20 protein-coding genes and 1 pseudogene are annotated in these 21,142 nt (G+C 72.2%); 16 read left to right on the top strand and 5 right to left on the bottom strand.

The window, feature by feature from the left end; genetic code table 11:
• Positions 1 to 21: 21 nt before the first annotated feature.
• From Q2K16_RS26165 to Q2K16_RS26190, 6 genes are all read left to right on the top strand, one after another.
• Positions 22 to 1,077, top strand: a complete 1,056-nt coding sequence (locus tag Q2K16_RS26165; RefSeq protein ID WP_302740815.1) for a hypothetical protein — start codon at positions 22 to 24, stop codon at positions 1,075 to 1,077.
• Between the two features lie 132 nt (positions 1,078 to 1,209).
• Complete coding sequence (locus tag Q2K16_RS26170) at positions 1,210 to 3,732, top strand: bifunctional FO biosynthesis protein CofGH (RefSeq protein WP_302740816.1); 2,523 nt, start codon at positions 1,210 to 1,212, stop codon at positions 3,730 to 3,732.
• A 126-nt stretch (positions 3,733 to 3,858) separates the two neighbouring features.
• On the top strand, positions 3,859 to 4,137 hold the full coding sequence (locus tag Q2K16_RS26175) for a hypothetical protein (protein ID WP_088642933.1): 279 nt from the start codon (positions 3,859 to 3,861) through the stop codon (positions 4,135 to 4,137).
• A gap of 176 nt (positions 4,138 to 4,313) precedes the next feature.
• A complete protein-coding gene (locus tag Q2K16_RS26180) occupies positions 4,314 to 5,711 on the top strand; it encodes a DUF4331 domain-containing protein (RefSeq protein ID WP_302740817.1) in 1,398 nt (465 codons plus the stop codon).
• 70 nt (positions 5,712 to 5,781) lie between these two features.
• Positions 5,782 to 6,075, top strand: coding sequence for a phospholipase (locus Q2K16_RS26185; protein ID WP_302746620.1), 294 nt, complete (start codon positions 5,782 to 5,784; stop codon positions 6,073 to 6,075).
• 475 nt (positions 6,076 to 6,550) lie between these two features.
• Positions 6,551 to 6,808, top strand: coding sequence for a WhiB family transcriptional regulator (locus Q2K16_RS26190; RefSeq protein WP_007455784.1), 258 nt, complete (start codon positions 6,551 to 6,553; stop codon positions 6,806 to 6,808).
• A 182-nt stretch (positions 6,809 to 6,990) separates the two neighbouring features.
• Here the strand turns inward: Q2K16_RS26190 and Q2K16_RS26195 are convergent, their stop codons facing one another.
• A complete protein-coding gene (locus Q2K16_RS26195; protein ID WP_145917997.1) occupies positions 6,991 to 7,440 on the bottom strand; it encodes a metallopeptidase family protein in 450 nt (149 codons plus the stop codon).
• 154 nt (positions 7,441 to 7,594) lie between these two features.
• Between Q2K16_RS26195 and Q2K16_RS26200 the strand changes: the two genes are divergently transcribed.
• Positions 7,595 to 7,975, top strand: coding sequence for a DUF3499 domain-containing protein (locus Q2K16_RS26200; RefSeq protein WP_194822950.1), 381 nt, complete (start codon positions 7,595 to 7,597; stop codon positions 7,973 to 7,975).
• A 144-nt stretch (positions 7,976 to 8,119) separates the two neighbouring features.
• Here Q2K16_RS26200 and Q2K16_RS26205 read toward each other — a convergent pair whose 3' ends face one another.
• The 3 genes from Q2K16_RS26205 to Q2K16_RS26215 form a co-directional block, all read right to left on the bottom strand.
• A complete protein-coding gene (locus Q2K16_RS26205; RefSeq protein ID WP_302740818.1) occupies positions 8,120 to 9,496 on the bottom strand; it encodes an NAD(P)/FAD-dependent oxidoreductase in 1,377 nt (458 codons plus the stop codon).
• Positions 9,497 to 9,525: 29 nt separating this feature from the next.
• The gene (locus Q2K16_RS26210; protein ID WP_302740819.1) at positions 9,526 to 10,872 is read right to left on the bottom strand and encodes an aspartate aminotransferase family protein; all 1,347 of its coding nucleotides are present in this window, start codon (positions 10,870 to 10,872) and stop codon (positions 9,526 to 9,528) included.
• Positions 10,873 to 11,150: 278 nt separating this feature from the next.
• The gene (locus tag Q2K16_RS26215) at positions 11,151 to 11,663 is read right to left on the bottom strand and encodes an Lrp/AsnC family transcriptional regulator (protein ID WP_302740820.1); all 513 of its coding nucleotides are present in this window, start codon (positions 11,661 to 11,663) and stop codon (positions 11,151 to 11,153) included.
• Between the two features lie 209 nt (positions 11,664 to 11,872).
• On the opposite strand from Q2K16_RS26215, the gene Q2K16_RS26220 reads away from it, so the two are divergent.
• The 9 genes and pseudogenes from Q2K16_RS26220 (at position 11,873) to Q2K16_RS26255 (ending at position 19,726) form a co-directional block, all read left to right on the top strand.
• Entirely contained in the window at positions 11,873 to 13,057 is a 1,185-nt protein-coding gene (locus Q2K16_RS26220; RefSeq protein ID WP_302740821.1) for a polyamine ABC transporter substrate-binding protein, read from the top strand.
• 5 nt (positions 13,058 to 13,062) lie between these two features.
• Complete coding sequence (locus tag Q2K16_RS26225) at positions 13,063 to 14,214, top strand: ABC transporter ATP-binding protein (RefSeq protein WP_302740822.1); 1,152 nt, start codon at positions 13,063 to 13,065, stop codon at positions 14,212 to 14,214.
• Positions 14,211 to 15,119: an ABC transporter permease gene (locus Q2K16_RS26230; RefSeq protein ID WP_302740823.1), complete on the top strand. Its 909-nt coding sequence runs from the start codon at positions 14,211 to 14,213 to the stop codon at positions 15,117 to 15,119. Before Q2K16_RS26225 ends, Q2K16_RS26230 begins: the two co-directional genes overlap by 4 nt.
• A 52-nt stretch (positions 15,120 to 15,171) precedes the next feature.
• A complete protein-coding gene (locus Q2K16_RS26235; protein WP_302740824.1) occupies positions 15,172 to 16,014 on the top strand; it encodes an ABC transporter permease in 843 nt (280 codons plus the stop codon).
• Positions 16,011 to 16,208: a hypothetical protein gene (locus Q2K16_RS26240; protein WP_302740825.1), complete on the top strand. Its 198-nt coding sequence runs from the start codon at positions 16,011 to 16,013 to the stop codon at positions 16,206 to 16,208. Before Q2K16_RS26235 ends, Q2K16_RS26240 begins: the two co-directional genes overlap by 4 nt.
• Positions 16,208 to 17,410: a saccharopine dehydrogenase family protein gene (locus Q2K16_RS26245; RefSeq protein ID WP_302740826.1), complete on the top strand. Its 1,203-nt coding sequence runs from the start codon at positions 16,208 to 16,210 to the stop codon at positions 17,408 to 17,410. Before Q2K16_RS26240 ends, Q2K16_RS26245 begins: the two co-directional genes overlap by 1 nt.
• Before the next feature lie 423 nt (positions 17,411 to 17,833).
• Positions 17,834 to 17,935: pseudogene (locus Q2K16_RS33130) on the top strand (type IV toxin-antitoxin system AbiEi family antitoxin domain-containing protein); the annotation flags it as partial.
• Between the two features lie 144 nt (positions 17,936 to 18,079).
• The gene (locus Q2K16_RS26250; RefSeq protein WP_302740827.1) at positions 18,080 to 18,811 is read left to right on the top strand and encodes an endonuclease domain-containing protein; all 732 of its coding nucleotides are present in this window, start codon (positions 18,080 to 18,082) and stop codon (positions 18,809 to 18,811) included.
• A gap of 195 nt (positions 18,812 to 19,006) precedes the next feature.
• Positions 19,007 to 19,726: an RlpA-like double-psi beta-barrel domain-containing protein gene (locus tag Q2K16_RS26255; RefSeq protein ID WP_489671811.1), complete on the top strand. Its 720-nt coding sequence runs from the start codon at positions 19,007 to 19,009 to the stop codon at positions 19,724 to 19,726.
• Between the two features lie 100 nt (positions 19,727 to 19,826).
• Here the strand turns inward: Q2K16_RS26255 and gabT are convergent, their stop codons facing one another.
• Entirely contained in the window at positions 19,827 to 21,134 is a 1,308-nt protein-coding gene (gene gabT, locus Q2K16_RS26260; protein WP_302746622.1) for a 4-aminobutyrate--2-oxoglutarate transaminase, read from the bottom strand.
• Between the last annotated feature and the right edge of the window lie 8 nt (positions 21,135 to 21,142).

The raw sequence follows: 21,142 nt of genomic DNA on the forward strand, positions 1-21,142 counted from the left end.
TTTCGCCCCGAGGGAGAGTTCGTGACCAGCCCCGCCGAGCCCGCGTCGCACGACGCGTCGCAGGCCCGCCAGATCACCGCACCCCTGCGCGAACTCGCCGCGCTCGTCCTGCTCGGCGCGAACGCCGTGCTGCTCTTCGTCGGGTTCGTCCGGCTGCTCGTGCCGACATCGGACTACAGCACCTTCTCGGGGCGGGCGGGGAGCGAGTTCTTCGCCTTCGTCGGCGTCGAGTCGACGGTGCTGCCGCTGCTGGCCGTGCTGCTGGTCACCCACCTCTCGCCGGTCTCCGGCCGGGCCCGGCAGTTCACCCAGATCGCCATCGGCGAGTACGCCTTCGCCGCCCTGTTCGGCGTGTTGACCTTCCTGATCTGGCTGGTCGGCCGGCTGGCCGAGGCGGAGGTGCTGGACGCCCTGCTCGGCATGCTGACCCGGGCCGCCTGGTTCGCGCTGTTCGGGGTGGCCGCCTTCGTGGTCTACCGGATCTGGCGCACCCTCTACCACGTGCCGAAGCCGAAGCCGCAGCCCGGCGTCTACGGGCAGCCCCAGCCGGGCTGGGGGCAGCCGCAGGGCGGTTACCCGGGTGCCGGCTACCCGGGTCAGCCCGGTGCCGGGCAGTACGGCCAGCCCGGCTTCGCCCCGCCGCAGTCGGCTCCGCCGTTCGGTACGCCGCAGTCAGCTCCGCCGTTCGGTGCCCCGCAGTCGGCCCCGCCGGCCGGTGCCGCGCCGCAGTCGGCTCCGCCGTTCGGCGCGCCCCAGTCGGCTCCGCCGTTCGGCGCGCCCCAGTCGGCTCCGCCGTTCGGCGCGCCCCAGTCGGCTCCGCCGTTCGGCGCGCCCCAGTCGGCTCCGCCGTTCGGCGCGCCCCAGTCGGCTCCGCCGTTCGGCGCCCCGCAGCCGGGCCCGTCGTTCGGTGCGCCGCAGTTCGGGCCGCCGGTGGCCCCGCCGTTCGGGCAGCCCCCGTCGGCCGACCCGACCCAGGCGATCCCGCGGCAGCCGGGCGAGCCGACCACCGGTCCGGCGGACACCGACGGCGACCGCACCCGGACCTTCCGCCACGACGACCCCAACACGCCGCACTGAGCCACCCGGCCGGGTCGGTCGACGCGCTGCGGCGCGCGGTGCCGACCCGGCCGGCACCGCGCCGGGCGGGAAGATGTCACACCCGCCTCGCGTGCCTGCCGGATCGCCACCGGAAGCGCCTAGGCTGGGCGGATGGTTGACCGCACCGATTCCGGCCCGACCCCGGCGGCTGTACGTCGGGCGCTGCGCCGGGCCGCCACCGGGCGGGCGCTCGACGTCGACGAGGCCAGCGCGCTGCTGACCGCGCGCGGCCCCGAGCTGGACGAGCTGCTCCGGATCGCCGGGGAGGTCCGGGACGCCGGGCTGCGCGACGCCGGGCGGCCGGGCGTGGTGACGTACTCGAAGAAGGTCTTCATTCCGTTGACCCGGCTGTGCCGGGACCGGTGCCACTACTGCACCTTCGCCACGGTGCCGCACCGGCTGCCGGCGGCCTTCCTGGAGACCGACGAGGTGCTGGCGATCGCCCGGCAGGGCGCGGCGCTGGGCTGTAAGGAGGCCCTGTTCACCCTCGGTGACCGGCCGGAGGAGCGTTGGCCGGCGGCCCGCGCCTGGCTGGACGAGCGGGGCTACGACTCCACGGTGGACTACCTGCGGGCCTGCGCGGTGGCGGTGCTGGAGGAGACCGGCCTGTTGCCGCACCTCAACCCGGGGGTGCTCTCCTGGTCTGAGCTGCAACGACTCAAGCCGGTCGCGCCGAGCATGGGGATGATGCTGGAGACCACCGCCACCCGGCTCTGGTCGGAGCCGGGTGGCCCGCACTTCGGCTCGCCCGACAAGGAGCCGGCGGTGCGGCTGCGGGTGCTCGACGACGCCGGCCGGGTGGGGGTGCCGTTCACCACCGGCATCCTGATCGGCATCGGCGAGACGCCTGCCGAGCGGGTCGACGCGCTGTTCGCGATCCGCCGGGCGCACCGGGAGTACGGCCACCTCCAGGAGGTGATCGTGCAGAACTTCCGGGCCAAGCCGGACACGGCGATGGGCGGCCTGCCCGACGCCGAGCTGCACGACCTGGCGGCCACCGTGGCGGTGGCCCGGCTGCTGCTCGGCCCGAAGGCCCGGCTGCAGGCCCCGCCCAACCTGATCGAGGACGAGTACGACCTGCTGCTGCGGGCCGGCATCGACGACTGGGGCGGCGTCTCCCCGCTCACCCCGGACCACGTCAACCCGGAGCGGCCCTGGCCGCAGCTCGACGAGCTGGCCCGGCAGACCGAGAAGTCCGGCTTCACCCTGCGCGAGCGGCTGACGATCTACCCGGAGTACGTCCGGGCGGGCGACCCGTGGCTCGATCCCCGGCTGTCGCCGCACGTCGGCGCGCTCGCCGACCCGGCGACCGGGCTGGCCGTCGAGGCGGCCCGGCCGGTGGGCCGTCCGTGGCAGGAGCCGGAGGAGGTCTTCGGTGGCGGCCGGGTGGATCTGCACGCCACCATCGACACCGCCGGCCGGACCGACGACAGACGGGGCGACTTCGACAGCGTCTACGGCGACTGGGCGGAGGTCGCCGGCAAGGTGAACCCGGCCGCGTCGGCCGCACCGACGGCGGGTGCCGACGGTGACCTGCGGGCGGGGCTGCGGCTGGCGGCCGACGATCCGGCGGCGTTGTTGGAGCCCCGGCACGCCGACGCGGCGCTGGCGCTGTTCGGCGCGGACGGCCCGGCCCTGGACGAGCTGTGCCGGCTCGCCGACGACGTGCGGCGGGACACCGTCGGCGAGGACGTCACCTACGTGGTCAACCGCAACATCAACTTCAGCAACGTCTGCTACGTGGGTTGCCGGTTCTGCGCGTTCGCCCAGCGGGAGCGGGACGCCGACGCGTTCCGGCTGTCGGTGGAGCAGGTGGCCGACCGGGCCGAGGAGGCGTGGGCGGCCGGCGCGGGCGAGGTCTGCCTCCAGGGCGGCATCGACCCGAAACTTCCGGTGACCGGGTACGCCGACATCGTCCGGGCGATCAAGGCCCGGGTGCCCGGCATGCACGTGCACGCCTTCTCGCCGATGGAGATCGTCACCGCCGCCGCCAAGGCGGGCGTGCCGGTGCGGGAGTGGCTGTCGATGCTGCGCGAGGCCGGCCTGGACACCATCCCGGGCACCGCCGCCGAGATCCTCGACGACGACGTGCGCTGGGTGCTCACCAAGGGCAAACTGCCGGCCGCCGCCTGGGTCGAGGTGGTCTCCACCGCCCACGAGCTGGGCATCCGCTCCAGCTCCACGATGATGTACGGGCACGTCGACCACCCCGGGCAGTGGCTGGCCCACTTCCGGGTGCTGGCCGGCGTGCAGGACCGCACCGGCGGGTTCACCGAGTTCGTGGCGCTGCCGTTCGTGCACACCAACGCGCCGATCTACCTGGCCGGCATCGCCCGGCCCGGCCCGACCTGGCGGGAGAACCGGGTGGTGCACGCGATGTCCCGGCTGCTGCTGCACGGTCGGATCGACAACATCCAGTGTTCGTGGGTGAAGCTCGGCGACGAGGGCACGGTGGCGATGTTGCGGGGCGGCTGCAACGACCTGGGCGGCACCCTGATGGAGGAGACGATCTCCCGGATGGCGGGTTCGGGCAACGGGTCGGCGCGTACCGAGGAGCAGTTGCGGGCGATCGCCGCCGCCGCCGGACGACCGGCCCGGAAACGGACGACCGCGTACGGTCATCCGTCGCGTTGACATCGAACCTTTCGCGCGTGCGGGCCGTACCAGTGTTCGCCGGCGGCGGTTGAGGCGAGGGCCGCCGCCGGCAACCTCGCGCTCCACACCGCGCGCGCTCACGCGCCGCCGGAGGAAAGGTTCCCCATGACGAGTGAAGTGCGGAAGCGTTCCTGGCCGCGACTGACCCGCCGGCAGACACTGACCGCCGCGGCGAGCGCCACGCTGGGTGCGGCGGCCCTGACGGTCACCGGTGTGTCGGTGGCGCAGAACTCCCCGGCGGCGGCCGGCGCGGACGGCCCGATCGTGGTCCACCTGCGGGACGCCAGGTCCGGGACGATGGACGTCTTCGTCGGTTCGTCCCGCATCGAGGTACGCGACCGGGGACTGGCCGACCGGTTGCGTCGTGCCGCCGGGCGCGGCTGACCTGTCCGCCGTCCGGGCGGACCGCCCCGACCGTTGTCAGCGGGTGGCCTGACCCGTCCGCTTCCGCCGCGCGGCGTCGACCGGCCGCGTCCCTTCCCCTTCACCGCCAGGCGCAGGCTCCCGCGCCCGGTTCGTCATGCCCTGATTCCTCATGATCCCGCAAAGGTTGGTCCGCCATGTCGTCCCACCGCGAAGCGCCGGAAATAAGCAAGGACCCGGTCGCCGACAGTTCCGACCTCTACGCCTTCGTCAGCCCCGACCGGTCCGACTCGGTGACGTTGATCGCCAACTACGTGCCGTTGCAGCTCCCCTCGGGCGGCCCGAACTTCTTCGAGTTCGGCGACGACGTGCGGTACGAGATCCATATCGACAACGACGGTGACGGCCATCCCGACGTGACCTACCGGTTCGAATTCCGTACCGAGATCACGAACCAGAACAGTTTTCTCTACAACACCGGCCCGATCGACTCGCTGGACAGCAAGAACTGGAACCGGCGGCAGTTCTACAGGCTGACCCGGGTGACCGACGGCAAGGAGCACGTGCTTGCGCACAAGCTGCCCTGCCCGCCGTGCAACGTCGGGCCGCTCTCCATCCCCAGGTACAACGACCTGGTCCGGCAGGCGACGTTCAAGCTGTCGACGGGGGAGAAGGTGTTCGCCGGGCAGCGCGCGGACGGCTTCTTCGTCGACCTGGGCGCGATCTTCGATCTGGGCACGCTGCGGCCGTTCCAGCAGTTGCACGTGGCCGGCAAGAAGCTGTTCAAGGCGGAGGGTGAGCCGGTCAACGCGGTGGACCGGATGAACGTGCACAGCATCGCGGTGCAGGTGCCGCTGGGCAGGGTGCGCCGCCGGGCCAACCGGTACGGCGTGGGTGACCGGGCCTCGACGATCGGGGTGTGGACGACTGCCTCCCGGCAGCAGGTGAGGGTGCTCGGCGACAGGGTCGCGGCGGACGCGGCGGTCGGCCCGTGGACCCAGGTGTCCCGGCTGGGCAACCCGCTGTTCAACGAGGTCATCGTGCCGATGTCCAAGAAGGACCTGTGGAACACGCTGCCGCCGACCGAGGACAAGCGTTTCGCCAGGTTCGTCGAGCAGCCGGAACTGGCGGCGCTGCTGCCGGTGCTCTACCCGGGGGTGTTCCCGAACCTGGACGCGCTGAACAGGTCCAAGAAGCCCCGGGCCGACCTGCTCGCCATCCTGCTGACCGGTATCCCGTCCGGGTTGATCGACGGCTTCACCAACCTCACCGGTGACGTGCAGGCCGACATGCTGCGGTTGAACACCGCGATCAGGCCGAGCAGCAAGCCGAACCAGTTCGGTCTGCTCGGTGGGGACCTGGCCGGTTTCCCCAACGGCCGCCGGGTCGTCGACGACGTGGTGAGCATCGCGCTGCGGGCGGTGGCCGGGGTGACCGTGCCGCTGGTGGACAAGAAGTTCAAGCCGGACGCGGCGGCCGGCGCGGTGACCCCGGGGTTGAGCGCCGCCGACGTGACCGCGCCGTTCCTGCGGGACTTCCCCTTCCTCGGCACGCCGTACGACGGGTTCAACAACCCGCCCGCGGCGGACTCCTGAGCGGACGGAGCACGGCGTGAACGGACACCACCACCATCACCGGTACGGGCCGACGGAGAGCGGCACGGTGATGCTCGACGTTGGCGGGGAGACGGGTGCCCTGATCATCTACACGGGGCGTGACCTACACGGTCGGGAGATCGAGATCAGTCGGAGCGACCAGGACGGCGCGGTGCGGACGCACTCGGCCGTCCGGGAGCGGATCGTCCGGGACGGGGTGTTCCACAGTGCCGTCTACCCGGATCTGACGGCGGGTCTCTATACCGTCTGGTGGGACGAGGAGACGCCCGCCGGAACGATCTCCGTCACCGGCGGGGCGATTGCCGAATTCGTCTGGCCGAGCAGCCCACCCTGGTCGACCTGAGCGCCGCGACAGGCGTACCGACCCGAGCGCCCCGTCCACATTGTGGACGGGGCGCTGTCGTCATTTCCGGCCGGACGGGCGGTCCGGGGCCAACCGCGTTAACCTGTCCCCCACCATGCTCATGATCTTGACGAGACGGTCGGACGGAGCGTCCGGCGGCGTTCCCGGGTGTCGTCCGGGGCGGCGACGCCACGGCAGAAATCTGGGGCAACTCGCCGGAGAGGGCGTTACTCGCCCGGGGTCTGAATCGATAGGGCAGGTTGCGAGGGCCGGGTGGTCCGGTGACCGTCCGGCGGCGTGTCGGGAGGACGACTCCATTATCAAGTTCGGCTTGACGGCGCACGCATTACACGCGTGTAATTTCGATGGGGTTGTTCGCGCGGAACGCAACAAATAGGGACCGGACGGACAAGCACGCCTTTCGCGTGGGGGGTTGCAGCGGCGGTGACGTCGGTGCGCGACAAGGAGGCATCTGATGGACGGCCAGCTTGAGGTGGCCGACCTGCTCGGAAACGCGCCGGAGTGGCAGGAGCGGGCACTGTGCTCGCAGACCGATCCGGAAGCGTTCTTTCCCGAGAAGGGCGGCTCGACCCGCGAGGCGAAGCGGATCTGTTCGCGGTGCGAGGTCAAGACGGAATGCCTCGAATACGCTCTCGGGCACGACGAGCGGTTCGGGATCTGGGGTGGGCTCTCCGAGCGGGAGCGGCGCAAGCTCAAGCGGCGGGCCGCCTGAGTCGACGGGTCGGGCCGGGGCGGTGGGGGCCGCCCGGCTCACGCCCGACGGAGGTCGCGGGGGTGACCGACGTCGGGCCGATATGGCCGGGGGTGCCGGCCACCTCCATGAGGGACGACCGGTCGGGTCCACGGGGGAGCGGCCGACCGCCGGTCCGCCGGTGGGGTGGTCCGGGGAGCAGGTCAGGCCAGTTCGTCCGGGTCGACCCCGAGCAGGTTCGCCACCTGCTCGATGATCACGTCATGCACCAGGTCGGCCAGGTCCTCACGGTCCATCGCGCGGAACTCCAGCGGCCGGCGGTAGAGCACGATCCGGGGCGGCACCTCCTGCCGGCCCGGCCGGCCGGGCAGCAGCCGGGCGAGCGGCACCTCGCCGTCCTCCAGTACGTCGGAGTCGTAGACGTTCAGGTCCGGGGGGACGTCCTCGACGGCGAACTCGACGCCGGCCAGTTCCTTGGCGAACCGGCGCTCCAGCGTCTCCACCGTGTCCAGCACCAGGTCGTCGAAGATCTCGGCCTTGGTCCGGGCCAGCGGCACGGTCGCCGGCACCAGCCGCCCGCGCAGGCCACGTCCGTGGCGGTCGCGGTGGTTGCGCCGGCCGGAGCCGGGGCGGCGGTGTTCCGGGCTCGTCATGAGCCAAAGGGTAGCCCTGGGCCCGCCCCGGCCCGTGGCGGCGCGCGTCGACGGGCGCGGCGGGAGCACCAGGTGCGAATTGTGATCACGGTGACGGGCGTGTCGCAAAGCGAACCGGTGCGCCGGACCCGGTAATGGGGATACCCTGCCGCACGTGAGGTCACCACGGCGCTGCTCCCGTAACGGCTGCCCCCGGCAAGCGGTCGCCACATTGACCTATGTCTACAACGAGTCGACGGCGGTGGTGGGCCCGCTGGCGGCGTTCGCCGAGCCGCACACGTACGACCTGTGTGAGCAGCACGCGCGGAGCCTGACCGCCCCCCGGGGCTGGGACGTCGTCCGGCACGAGGGCGAGTTCGAACCGCCGCCGCCCACCACCGACGACCTGGTCGCCCTGGCCGAAGCCGTCCGCGAGGCGGCCCGCCCGGTCGCCCCCCGCCCGCCCCAGGACGACCACGACCCCCACCACCCCAACCCCCAGACCCCTCCCACCGGCCGCCGCGGCCACCTCCGCGTGATCCCCCCCAACCACTGACCCCCGCTGTCCCCCGCCCCGCCTCCCGCTTTCCCCGGTGATCAAGAGGTTTGCGTCAGTCTGAAGATCGACTATGACGCAAACCTCTTGATCACCGGGGCGTCAGCGGTGGGTGAGCGGGTGGGGAGGGGAGGCCGGGTGGGGTCAGTGGCCCAGGAGGGGGGAGAGGGCGGTGGCGCGGCGGGCGGGACGGCCGGTGCGGCGTTCGACCCCGTCGGCCGAGGACATCACCCGGAGGCCGGCGTTGATCGCCAGCCAGCGCAGTGGTTCCGGCTCCCAGCGGGGAGAGCGGTGGCCCACCCACGGCAGGGCGGTCAACTCCGACTCCACGCCCCGGACCAGGTCGGCGAGGGTACGGCCGGCCAGGTTGCTCGTCCCCACCCCGTCGCCGACGTAGCCGCCGGCCCAGGCCAGCCCGGTCGACCTGTCCAGCCCGACCGAGGCGGACCAGTCCCGGGCCACCCCGAGCGGGCCGCCCCAGGCCTGCTCGACCGGCACGTCCGGCCCGAGCACCGCAAAGAGCTCCCCAAGCGTCCGGCGCAGCGCGGCGAAGACCCGGGGCTCCCGGTCGTACCCGGGGGAGACCCGGGAGCCGAAATGGTACGGCGCACCCCGCCCGCCGAAGGCGAGCCTCCCGTCGGCCGTGCGCTGGCCGTACACGATGAGGTGCCGGTAGTCGGAGAAGGTCTCCCGGTCGGCCAGCCCGATCCGCTCCCACGTACGTGGGGGCAGCGGCGCGGTCACCACCATCAGCGAGTACACCGGGGCGACGGTGCGCCGATGGCCGGGCAGCGCCGGGGTGTACGCCTCGGTGGCCCGTACGACCACCTCCGCCCGTACCGTGCCGTGCGGGGTGACCACCGCGCCGGGCCGGATCGCGGTGACCGGGGAACGCTCGTGCAGGCGCACCCCGAGCCGGCACACCGCGCGGGCCAGGCCCCGGACCAGTTTCGCCGGGTGCACGGCGGCGCAGTGCGGGGTGTACGTGCCGCCGCGTACCCCCTCGGCGGCGCACCGGGCGGCGGCCCCGGCGGCGTCGAGCAGCACCAGGTCGTCGGGGTCGAGCCCGTGTTCCCGGGCCTCGGCGACGGCGGCCCGGGCCCGGCCGAGCTGCACGTCGGTGCGGGCCAGCAGCACCGTCCCGCCGTGCCGCCAGTCGCAGTCGATGCCCTCGGCGGCGGCCACCCGGCCGACCTCGGCGACGGTGCCGTGCATGGCCCGCTGCATCGCCAGCGCCGACGCCGGGCCGTGCCGACGGGCCAGCGCCGGCAGCGCGGTGGGGAACAGCGCCGAGCACCAGCCGCCGTTGCGCCCGGACGCGCCGTACCCGGCGATCTCGGCCTCCAGCACGACGATCCGCAGCGTCGGATCGGCGCGGGCGAGGTAGTACGCCGTCCACAGCCCGGTGTAGCCGGCGCCGACGACCACCACGTCGGCGTCGGTGTCGCCGGGCAACGCCGGACGCGGGGTCAACGGCTCGTCCACCGTGGACAGCCAGTGGGACAGTTCCTGGTAGCGCACGTGCGGCTCCGGGGGAGGGCGTCGGTGGTCTACAGGCGGGACCACGCCTCGGTGAGGACGGCGCGCAGGATCTGCTCCATCTCGTCGAACTGCTCCTGCCCGGCGATCAGCGGCGGGGCGAGCTGGACCACCGGGTCACCCCGGTCGTCGGCCCGGCAGTAGAGCCCGGCCGCGAACAGCGCCGAGGACAGGAAGCCGAGCAGCAGCCGCTCCGACTCGGCCTCGTCGAAGGTGGCCTTCGTCGCCTTGTCCTTGACCAGCTCGATGCCGTAGAAGTAGCCGTCGCCCCGGACGTCGCCGACGATCGGCAGGTCGGTGAGCTTCTCCAGGGTGGTCCGGAAGGCGCCCTCGTTGGCCCGGACGTGGCCGACCAGGTCCTCCCGGGCGAACAACTCCAGGTTGGCCAGGGCCACCGCGCAGGACACCGGGTGGCCCCCGAAGGTCACCCCGTGGGCGAACATGCCGGTCTCGGTGAGGAACGGCTCCATCAACCGGTCGCTGGCGATCATCGCGCCCAGCGGGGCGTAGCCGGAGGTGATGCCCTTGGCGGTGGTGACGATGTCGGGCCGGTAGCCGTACCGGGTGGCGCCGAAGTACTCGCCGAGCCGCCCCCAGGCACAGATCACCTCGTCGCTGACGAGCAGCACGTCGTATGCGTCGCAGATCTCGCGTACCCGCTGGAAGTAGCCGGGCGGCGGCGGGAAGCAGCCGCCGGAGTTCTGCAACGGCTCCAGGAACACCGCCGCCACGGTGTCCGGCCCCTCCCGTTCGATGGCCCGGCGGATCTCGTCGGCGGCCCAGGCACCGAACGCCTCGGGCGAGTCGCCGTGCTCGGGGGCCCGGTAGAAGTTGGTGTTCGGCACCTTGACCCCGCCGGGCACCAACGGCTCGAAGTCGCTCTTGATGCCGGGCAGGCCGGTGATCGACAGCGCGCCCATCGAGGTGCCGTGGTAGGCGAGGTACCGGCTGACCACCTTGTGCTTGGTCGGCCTGCCGGTGCGCTTGAAGTAGGCGCGGGCCAGCTTCCACGCCGCCTCGACGGCGTCCGAGCCGCCGGTGGTGAAGAAGACCCGGTTGAGGTCGCCGGGCGTCAGCGAGGCGATCTTCTCGGCCAGCTCGACGGCCTTCGGGTGGGCGTACGACCACAGCGGGAAGTACGCCAGCTCGCCGGCCTGCTTCGCGGCGGCCCTGGCCAGTTCGGTGCGCCCGTGCCCGGCGTTGACGACGAACAGCCCGGCGAGCCCGTCCAGGTAGCGGCGGCCCTGCGCGTCCCAGACGTACGCGCCCTCGCCGCGCACGATGGTCGGCACCTCCCCGCCGGAGTAGCTGGCCATCCGGGTGAAGTGCATCCAGAGGTGGTCGGTGGCGTCGGCCATTGTCAGCCCCATCGGGTCTCGGGCCGGTCAGGAGGGGGAACCGGCCGCTCTGCCCTCGGTTATCCCACAGCCTCGCCGCGAAATGCAAGCCCAACTCATGTTGGGTGCAACGGATTCAGTGCGAGTGAGATCCGAGGGCAACGGATTTCGTACTCACTGGGTGGCGGGTGGCCTGACCGGGGCGGGCGGCATGATCGACTCAATGTCGACCCCGTGGCGGGGTCCGGGTGTGGGAATGCCGCCACTTCGGCTCCCAGGAGTGGATCGAGGGACGGGGCTCAGGCCGTACCCCAGCTGTAGGTCTGTTTGTGGAGCTTGAGGTAGACGAACGCCTCGGTGGCGAGCACCCCGGGCACCGAGCGCAGCCGTTGCAGGATCTCCAGCAGGTGGGCGTCGTTGCGGCAGACCACCTCGGCGAGCAGGTCGAACGAGCCGGCGGTGATCACCACGTAGTCGATCTCGTCGAACTCGGCCAGCCGGTCGGCGACGGCCTCCAGGTCGCCGTCGGTACGCAGGCCGATCATGGCCTGGCGGGGGAAGCCGAGCTGGAGCGGGTCGGTCACCGCGACGATCTGCATCACCCCGGCGTCGAGCAGCCGCTGCACCCGCTGGCGGACCGCCGCCTCGGAGAGCCCGACCGCCTTGCCGATCGTCGCGTACGGTCGGCGGCCGTCCTCCTGCAACTGCTCGATGATCTGCTTCGCCACGTCGTCCAACCGCGCGTGGCTGGCCCCCTCACGCACCGCGACGCGTCGCCCGCCGGTGCCGTGCTCCTGCTGCCGGATCGTCATCGTCCGCTCCCCATGTCCGTTTCCCCCCGTCGGGCTTGGTGTCGCCCGCGCAGTCTGGCGTAATTCGTCGTCACAGCCTATTCCAGCAACGGAATCCCTTGTGAGGGCGGTGACCTCATGCCAGGATCAGTCGTCTCAGGCACCCGACCCTCCCGCCGGCGCCGCACCCCGTCCCCGCCGCCGACGGACGACCCCCTAGGAGTCGTCACATGCGTACTCCCCTCCGGCCCCTCACCCGGCGTGGACTGCTCACCGGCACCCTCGGATCGGCCGCCCTGCTCGCCACGGGCGGCAGCCTCACCGGTTGCGGCACCAAGGCGGCGACCCAGACCGAAGCCGGCTGCACGAGCGACGACCTGTCCGCCACGGAGAAGACCCTCGCCTTCTCCAACTGGCCGCAGTACATGGACGTGGACGACAAGGACGCCGCCAAACGCCCCAGCCTCGACGCGTTCGTCGCCGCCAGCGGCATCCAGGTGACCTACACCGAGGACATCAACGACAACAACGAGTTCTTCGGCAAGGTGCAGAACCAGTTGGCCGGCTGTCAGAGCACCGGGCGGGACATCATCGTCCTGACCGACTGGATGGCCGCCCGGATGATCCGGCTCGGCTGGATCCAGAAGCTCGACCCGGCCAAGTTGCCGAACGTGGCTGCCAACCTGCTGCCGTCGCTGCGCGGGCGCTCCTTCGACCAGGAGAACCGGGCCGCGATCCCGTGGCAGTCCGGCCTCGCCGGGCTGGCCTACAACGGCAGCGTCACCGGGGAGATCCGCACCATCGACGAACTGCTCACCCGCTCGGACCTCAAGGGCAGGGTGACCGCCCTGTCGGAGATGCGGGACACCATGGGCCTGCTGCTCCAAGCCAACGGGCACGACCCGTCGAACTTCACCGCCGCCCAGTTCGACGACGCCCTCGCCAAGCTGCGTAAGGCCGTCGAGTCGAAGCACATCCGCCGGTTCACCGGCAACGACTACGCCCCCGACCTGGCCAAGGGCGACATCGCCGCGTGTGTCGGCTGGTCCGGCGACGTGATCCAGCTGGCGGGCGACAACCCCAGAATCAGGTTCGTCGCGCCGGACTCGGGGGTGATGCTGTTCAGCGACAACATGCTGGTGCCGAACAGGGCCACCCACCGGGCCAACGCGGAAGCGCTGATCGACCACTACTACCAGCCGGCGGTGGCGGCGAAGCTCGCCGCGTACGTCAACTACATCTGCCCGGTCGAGGGCGCCCAGGCCGAGATGGAGAAGATCGACCCGGAACTGGCCGCCAACCCGCTGATCTTCCCGGACGACGCCCTGCTGGCGAAGTCCAAGGTCTTCATGGCCCTGGACGAGAAACAGGAGAAGGAGTACGAGTCCAGGTTCCAGCAGGTCATCGGGGCGTGAGCGGGATGGCGAACGAGGCAGCCACCGGTGACCTGCGGCTGGTCGACCTGACCAAACGGTACGGCATCTTCACCGCCGTCGACGACCTCACCCTGACCGTCCCGCAGGGGTCCTTCTTCGCCCTGCTCGGGGCGTCCGGCTGCGGCAAGACGACCACCCTGCGGATGATCGCCGGGCTGGAGGAGCCCACCGCCGGGCGGGTGCTGCTGGGCGACCGGGACATCAGCCGGCTGCGGCCGTACCGGCGGCCGGTCAACACGGTCTTCCAGAGCTACGCGCTCTTCCCGCACCTGGACGTCGCCGAGAACGTGGCCTTCGGGCTGCGGCGGCGGGGCATCCGCAAGGTCGACGGCCAGGTCCGGCAGATGCTGTCGCTGGTCCAGCTCGACGGGTTCGGCAGGCGTCGCCCCGCGCAGCTCTCCGGCGGCCAGCAGCAGCGGGTCGCACTGGCCCGCGCCCTGATCAACCACCCGCAGGTGCTGCTGCTCGACGAACCGCTCGGCGCGCTCGACCTGAAGCTGCGCCGGCAGATGCAGATCGAGCTGAAACGCATCCAGACCGAGGTCGGCATCACCTTCGTGCACGTCACCCACGACCAGGAGGAGGCCATGACGATGGCCGACACGGTCGCGGTGATGAACGCCGGGCGGATCGAGCAGCTCGGCGCGCCCGCCGAACTCTACGAGTACCCGGCGACCGCGTTCGTGGCGAACTTCCTCGGCCAGTCCAACCTGCTCGCCGCCGAGGCCGCCGGCCCGGCCGGGTCCGCGGTGCCGGTCACCGCGCACGGCGCGCGCCTCTCGGTGCCCGTCGACCGCGCCCGCGTCGACCGGGGTGCGGTCTACCTGGGGGTACGCCCCGAGAAGCTGCACCTGGCCGAGGCCGTCGACGAGGTGCCGGCCGGCCACCAGCACGTGCCGGGGGTGATCACCGACGCGTCGTACGTGGGGGTGAGCACGCAGTACCTGGTGCGTACCGGTTGGGGCAGTGAACTGTCCGCGTTCGCGGCGAACAGCGGCGTCGGCCGGCAGCACCAGGTCGGCGCGTCGGTGGTGGCGCACTGGGACCCCCGGCACGCCTTCCTGCTGCCCCGCGAGCCGGGCCAGGACGACCGCACCACCCCGCTGCTCGACGAACCGGTCAAGGTGCCGTCGTGACCGCCCTGGCGCAGCTCGGCGGCGGGGGGAGCGCATCGGGGGCGGCACCGCCGCGCCAGGGCCGGCACCGGCTGCTGCCGTACCTGCTGCTGTTGCCGGGGGCGGCCTGGCTGGTGCTGTTCTTCGTCGTGCCGCTGGTGCAGCTCGCCGCCGCCAGCCTCTACGACCCGACCGGTTCGCTCTCCACCGGGTACGCGCTGACCTGGGCGTTCGGCAACTATCCGGAGGCGTTGCAGGCGTACGCGCCGCAGTTCGCCAGGTCGTTCGGCTACGCCGGGGCGGCACTGGTGCTGGCCCTGCTGCTGGGCTACCCGCTGGCGTACGCGATCGCCCAGAAGGCCGGCCGGTGGAAGAACCTGCTGCTGGTCTGCGTGGTCGCCCCGATGTTCACCAGTTTCCTGGTGCGCACCCTGGCCTGGAAGACCATCCTGTCGGACAACGGCGCGCTGGTCGGGCTGCTGCGCGACGTCCACCTGCTCGGCCCGGACGGGCGGCTGCTCGCCACCCCCGTCGCGGTGGTGCTCGGGTTGACGTACAACTTCCTGCCGTTCCTGGTGCTGCCGCTGTACGCGAGCCTGGAGCGGCTCGACCGGCGGCTGCTGGAGGCGGCCGGCGACCTGTACGCGGGCCCGCTGCACGCCTTCCGCACGGTCACCCTGCCGCTGTCGATGCCCGGCTTGATCGCCGGCACGCTGCTGTTCTTCATCCCGGCCACCGGCGACTACATCAACGCCGAACTCCTCGGCACCCCCAACGAGTACATGATCGGCAACGTCGTCGACTCGGCGTTCCTCGTCCGGCTGGACTACCCGCAGGGCGCCGCCCTGTCCTTCCTGCTGATGGCGGCGATCCTCGCGGTGGTCTTCGGCTACCTGCGCAGAGCCGGCACGGAGGATGTCCTGTGAGCGCGAGGAGTGCAACGCAGCGGAGCCCCGCAGTCGCGCAGGGCAGGCTCCCATGAGGGTGTCGCGGTGGTTGGCCGACCGGTGGGTGATGATCGTCGCCCTGCTGGTGCTCGGCTACCTGTTCCTGCCGATCGCCGTGGTCGCCGGCCTCTCCCTCAACCGTCCGTCGAGCCGGCTGTCGTACGACTTCAACGAGTTCACCCTGGACAACTGGCGGCAGCCCTGCGCCACCCCCGAGATGTGCGACGCGGTGGTCCGCAGCGTGCAGATCGGTTTCCTCGCCACCGTCGGGTCCACGGTGATCGGCACGCTGATGGCGTTCGCCCTGGTCCGGCACCGGTTCCGGGGGCGCGGCGGGATCAACCTGCTGATCTTCCTGCCGATGGCGACGCCGGAACTGGTGCTGGGCACCTCGCTGCTCGCCCTGTTCGTCTCCGCCGGGGTGCCGCAGGGCTTCTGGACCGTCGTCATCGCGCACGTGATGTTCTGCGTGTCGTTCGTGGTGGTGACGGTCAAGGCCCGACTCGCCGGGATGGACCGGCGGCTGGAGGAGGCCGCGATGGACCTCTACGCCAGCGAGTGGCAGACGTTCCGGCGGATCACCCTGCCCCTGGTGCTGCCCGGCATCGTCGCCGCCGCCCTGCTGGCCTTCTCGCTCAGCTTCGACGACTTCATCGTGACGAACTTCAACGCCGGCACCACCGTCACCTTCCCCACGTACGTCTGGGGCGCCGCCCAGCGCGGCATCCCACCGCAGGTCAACGTGATCGGAACGGCGATGTTCGGCATCGCCCTGCTGCTCGTCGGGCTGAGCACGCTGCGCGGTCGACGGGGCCGACGGGCCGCGCTCCCGGTCGCCGACGCGCCCGGTCGACGGGCGACAGGCCCGTCGTGATCCTCCCGCGTACCGGCCGGGCGCTCGTCGAGGCGACGCCCGGCCGGTACGCGCACCACCGCCCCGACCCTGCCCGTCCGGCCGCCGACATCAACCTCACCCACCGGTCGCCGGCCCGCGCCGACGCGCACGACGACCGGCGTCGGTACCGGCTCCGTACGCCCGATCGTCCTGGTTTGGGGTTCGATTCCTGATGCGTATCCTGCTCGTCGGTGCCGGCGGGGTCGGCTCCGCCGCCGTCGCCGTCGCCGCCCGTCGTTCCTTCTTCGACACCGTCGTCGTCGCCGACTACGACCCGGTCCGGGCCGAGCGGGCCGTCGCCGGGCACGGCGACCGGTTCGTCGCCGCCCGGGTCGACGCCTCCTCGGCGGACGCGGTCGCCGCGCTCTGCCGGGAACACCGGATCACCCACGTGCTCAACGCCGTCGACCCGCGGTTCGTCATGCCGATCTTCGCCGGGGCGTTCGCCGCCGGGGCGGACTACCTGGACATGGCGATGTCGCTGTCCCACCCGCACCCGGCCCGACCGTACGCCGAGACCGGGGTGAAGCTCGGTGACGCGCAGTTCGCCGCCGCCACCACCTGGGCGGACGCCGGTCGGCTGGCGCTGTGCGGGATCGGCGTCGAACCGGGCCTGTCCGACGTGTTCGCCCGGTACGCCGCCGACGAACTGTTCGCCGACATCGACGAGATCGGCATCCGCGACGGCGCGAACCTCACCGTCGACGGCTACGACTTCGCCCCGTCGTTCTCCATCTGGACCACCATCGAGGAGTGCCTCAACCCGCCGGTGATCTGGGAGCGGGACCGGGGCTGGTTCACCACCGAACCGTTCAGCGAACCGGAGGTCTTCGACTTCCCGGCCGGCATCGGCCCGGTCGAGTGCGTCAACGTCGAGCACGAGGAGGTGCTGCTGATCCCGCGCTGGGTCAGGGCCCGGCGGGTCACCTTCAAGTACGGCCTCGGCGACGAGTTCATCGAGGTGCTCCGGGCACTGCACAAGGTCGGTCTCGACTCGACCACCCCGGTGTCGGTGCGCGGCGTGCAGGTCTCACCCCGCGACGTCGTCGCCGCCAGCCTGCCCGACCCGGCCACCCTCGGCGACCGGATGCGCGGCAAGACCTGCGCCGGCACGTACGTCACCGGCACCGGCGTCGACGGCCGGCGCCGGAAGGTCTACCTCTACCACGTCGTCGACAACGAATGGTCCATGCGGGAGTACGGCCACCAGGCGGTGGTCTGGCAGACCGCGGTCAACCCGGTGGTGGCGTTGGAGTTGCTCGCCACCGGCGGCTGGTCCGGGGTCGGGGTGCTCGGCCCGGAGGCGCTGCCACCGCGCCCGTTCCTCGACCTGCTCACCGCCTACGGCTCCCCCTGGGCAATGGAAGAGCGCTGACCCACCGCCCACCCCACCCCACCCCACCCCCCACCCCACCCCCCGCCCGGCTCGCGCCCACCGCCCCGCCCGTGGCCCCGGCCACCGCCCCGCCCGTGGCCTGGCCGCCCGCCCCCGGCCGCCCGCCCTCGCCCACGGCCCCGCCCGGGGCTCGCGCCCACCGCTCTGCCCACGGCCCCGGCCGCCCTGCCCGGTGCCCGCGATCATCGCCCTGCCCGTCGATCATGGAGTTGTGGTGGGCGGTTGGTGAGTCTTCGTAACTTTTGCGGCGCACCACAATTCCATGATCGACGGTGGGGGCGGGGGTGGGCGGTGTGGGGTGGGGTGGGGAGGGTGGGTGGGTGGGGTTGTGGATGGGGGTGGGGGTGGGGGTTGTCCACAGGGGGTGGTGGGGAGGCGGGGTGGTGGGCAGGGTGGGTGAGTGTGGCGGGGCGGCTGATTCGGTACCCGGAGTTGTTGGCGGCGGGATGGAGTCGGGAGGGGGTTCGGCGGGCGGTCGGTAAGGGGGAACTGCGCCGCTGGTCGCGGGGTGTCTACGGGCCGGGGGAGGTCGGTGGGCCGGGTCGGGTCGGTGGGGCGGGGGACTCTGGTGGGGCAGGGGACTTCGGTGGGCTGGGGAGGGGCTGGTCGGCGGGGGACGGGCGGCGTCCGAGGGGTGTCGGTGGGGCGGTGGGTGAGCGGGGTGCCCGATGGCGGGCGCTCCTGCACCGGCTTCCGGAGGGGGCGGTCGTCGGCTTCCATTCGGGTGCTCAACTGCACGGGTTCGGTGCCGTACCCAGCGGGGATCTCCACGTGATCGTGCCGGCCGGTGGGAAGGTGCCGCAGATCCGGGGTGTCGTGGTGCATCAGGCGGTGCTCGCCGTACCGGATCCGGTCCTGCTGGCCGGTCTGCCGTGCGCACCTGCGGACCGGTGCGCGGTGGACCTGGCCCGGACGGTCGCCCGGCTGGACGCACTGCCACTTCTCGACCTGTGCCTGCGGGTGGGAGCCTGTCGCCCCGAGGAGTTGACTGCCGAGCTTGCCCGACACGCGCGGTTGCGGGGCGTCGACCAGGCGCGGCAACTGGTGCGGCTCGCCGACCCCAGGTCGGAGTGTCGGCAGGAGAGTCAACTCCGGCTCGTCCTGATCGACGGTGGGCTGCCGGCACCGGAACCACAGATCTGGGTGACGGACGACGAGGGTTTCCGACGCTACCGCCTGGACCTCGGATACCGACGATCACGGGTCGGCATCGAGTACGACGGCCTGTCCCATCTCGACCGCGACCGTCTCGACCACGACCGTGCCCGGATGAACTGGCTGGCGACCCACGGCTGGCGCATGCGCCACTTCACCGCCCGCGACCTCTACCACCGCCCCTCCCTCATCACCACCCAGATAGCCGCCCTCCTCCGCCCCTGACCCACCCACCCCACCCCCCTCCACCCACCCCCACCCACCCACCCCCGACTTGTCGATCATGGAGTTGTGGCGGGCGGAAATCAGCATAAAAGGGTTGGAAAGGCCACCATAACTCCTTGATCGACGGCGGAGGTGCGGGATGGCGGTGGGTTGGGTTGAACGGGGGGTGGGTTTGGGACGTACCAGCGGGTGCAGGTGACGGCGACGACGGGAGACGTGGTGAAGGTGCAGCGCAAGCACGTACTGGCGGCGGGGGTGGCGGTGGTAGCCACGGCGGTGGTCGCGGTGGGGACCGGGTTCGGGTTCGCCGACACCACGCCCGTCCGGCCGAGCCTCTGCTCCGGCTCGGTCACCTTCTCCGCCGAGGGCGGTGCGCCCGCCGCGACGAGTGACCGGTTTCCGGTGGGTACCCGGTTGCGGGTGACGAACCTGGACAACGGGAAGGTGGCGACGGTGTCGGTGAGCGGGCCGTCGGGCAGTTGCGTGCTGCTCAACGCCGCCGCGATGGAGCTGCTGCGGGAGCCCGGCAAGAACGTGATCCGACGCCACGTGGTCGAGCGGGTCGGTGCCGACGCGCCGGCCGCCCCGGCTCCCGGCGAGACCCGGCCCGGTGCCGCCCAGCCCCCGGTCACCCAGCGGCCGACGCCACCGGCGACAGGCGTGGCGGCCGGGCCCACCGCGTGCAGCGGCCCGGTCACCTTCTCCGCCGAGGGCGGTGCGCCCGCCGCGACGAGTGACCGGTTTCCGGTGGGTACCCGGTTGCGGGTGACGAACCTGGACAACGGGAAGGTGGCGACGGTGTCGGTGAGCGGGCCGTCGGGCAGTTGCGTGCTGCTCAACGCCGCCGCGATGGAACTGGTCCGGGAGCCCGGCAAGAACGTGATCCGGCGCAACGTCGTCGAGCTGGTGCGCTGAGCGCACCCCGGTCACCCGGCGGCGGCCGGAGGCCTGGACGTCAGAGGCCTGGACGTCAGAGGCCTGGACGTCAGAGGCCTGGACGTCAGAGGCCCGGACGTCAGCCGAACGCGGCATCCAGGATGTCCAGCCCACGGGCCAACTCGGCGTCGGAGATCACCAGCGGCGGCAGGAACCGCAGCACGTTGCCGTAGGTGCCGCAGGTGAGGGTGAGCAGGCCGGCGGCGTGGCAGGCTGCCGAGACGGCGCCGGCGGCGGCCGGGTCGGGGACCAGGCCGCCCGGCCGGACCAGCTCCACGGCCAGCATCGCGCCCCGGCCGCGTACCTCGGCGATCCGGGGGTCGCGGGCGGCGACGGCCCGCAGCCGGCCGGCGAGCACCGACCCGATCCGCCGTGCGGCGGCGGCCAGGTCCAGCTCCCGCATCGTCGCGATGCTGGCCAGGGCCGCCGCGCAGGCGATCGGGTTGCCGCCGTAGGTGCCGCCGAGGCCGCCGACGTGCACCGCGTCCATCAGCTCCGCCCGGCCGGTCACCGCCGCCAGCGGCAACCCGCCGGCGATGCCCTTGGCCAGGGTGACCAGATCCGGCACCACGCCCTCGTGGTCGCAGGCGAACCAGTCGCCGGTGCGGCAGAAGCCGGTCTGGATCTCGTCGGCGACGAACACCGCCCCGGCCGCCGTCGCCCACGCGCGCAGCGCCGGCAGGAAACCCGCCGCCGGTACGACGAACCCGCCCTCGCCCTGGATCGGCTCGATCAGCAGCGCGGCCACGTTCTCCGCCCCGACCTGCTTGTCCACCAGGTCCAGCGCCCGCGCCGCCGCCTGCGCCCCGGACAGCCCGCCGTCGCGCAGCGGGTACGACATCGGCACCCGGTGGATCTCCCCGGCGAACGGCCCGAACCGGTGCTTGTACGGCATGTTCTTCGCGGTCAACGCCATGGTCAGGTTGGTCCGGCCGTGGTAGGCGTGCTCGAAGACCACCACCGCCTGCCGTCCGGTGGCGTGCCTGGCGATCTTCACCGCGTTCTCCACCGCCTCGGCACCCGAGTTGAACAGCGCCGACCGCTTCGCGAAGGTGCCCGGGGTCAGCGTGTTGAGCTGCTCGCAGACCGCCACGTACGACTCGTACGGCGCGACCATGAAGCAGGTGTGGGTGAACCGTTCGACCTGGGCCCGTACCGCCTCGACGACGCGTGGGGCGGCGTTGCCGACGCTGGTGACGGCGATGCCGGCGGCGAAGTCGATCCACTCCCGCCCGTCGACGTCGACGACCGTGCCGCCGCTGGCGGTGTCCACGTACGAGTCGATGACGCTGCCGACCCCCCGGGCCACGGCGGCACCCCGCCGCCGGTGCAGCTCCGCGCTGGCAGCCGCTGGGCCGCCTTCTGTTCGCGACTGCGGGGCTCGCAGACCCGGCT

The sequence above is a fragment of the Micromonospora cynarisoli genome, assembly GCF_030518815.1.
Lineage (GTDB): Bacteria > Actinomycetota > Actinomycetes > Mycobacteriales > Micromonosporaceae > Micromonospora > Micromonospora wenchangensis.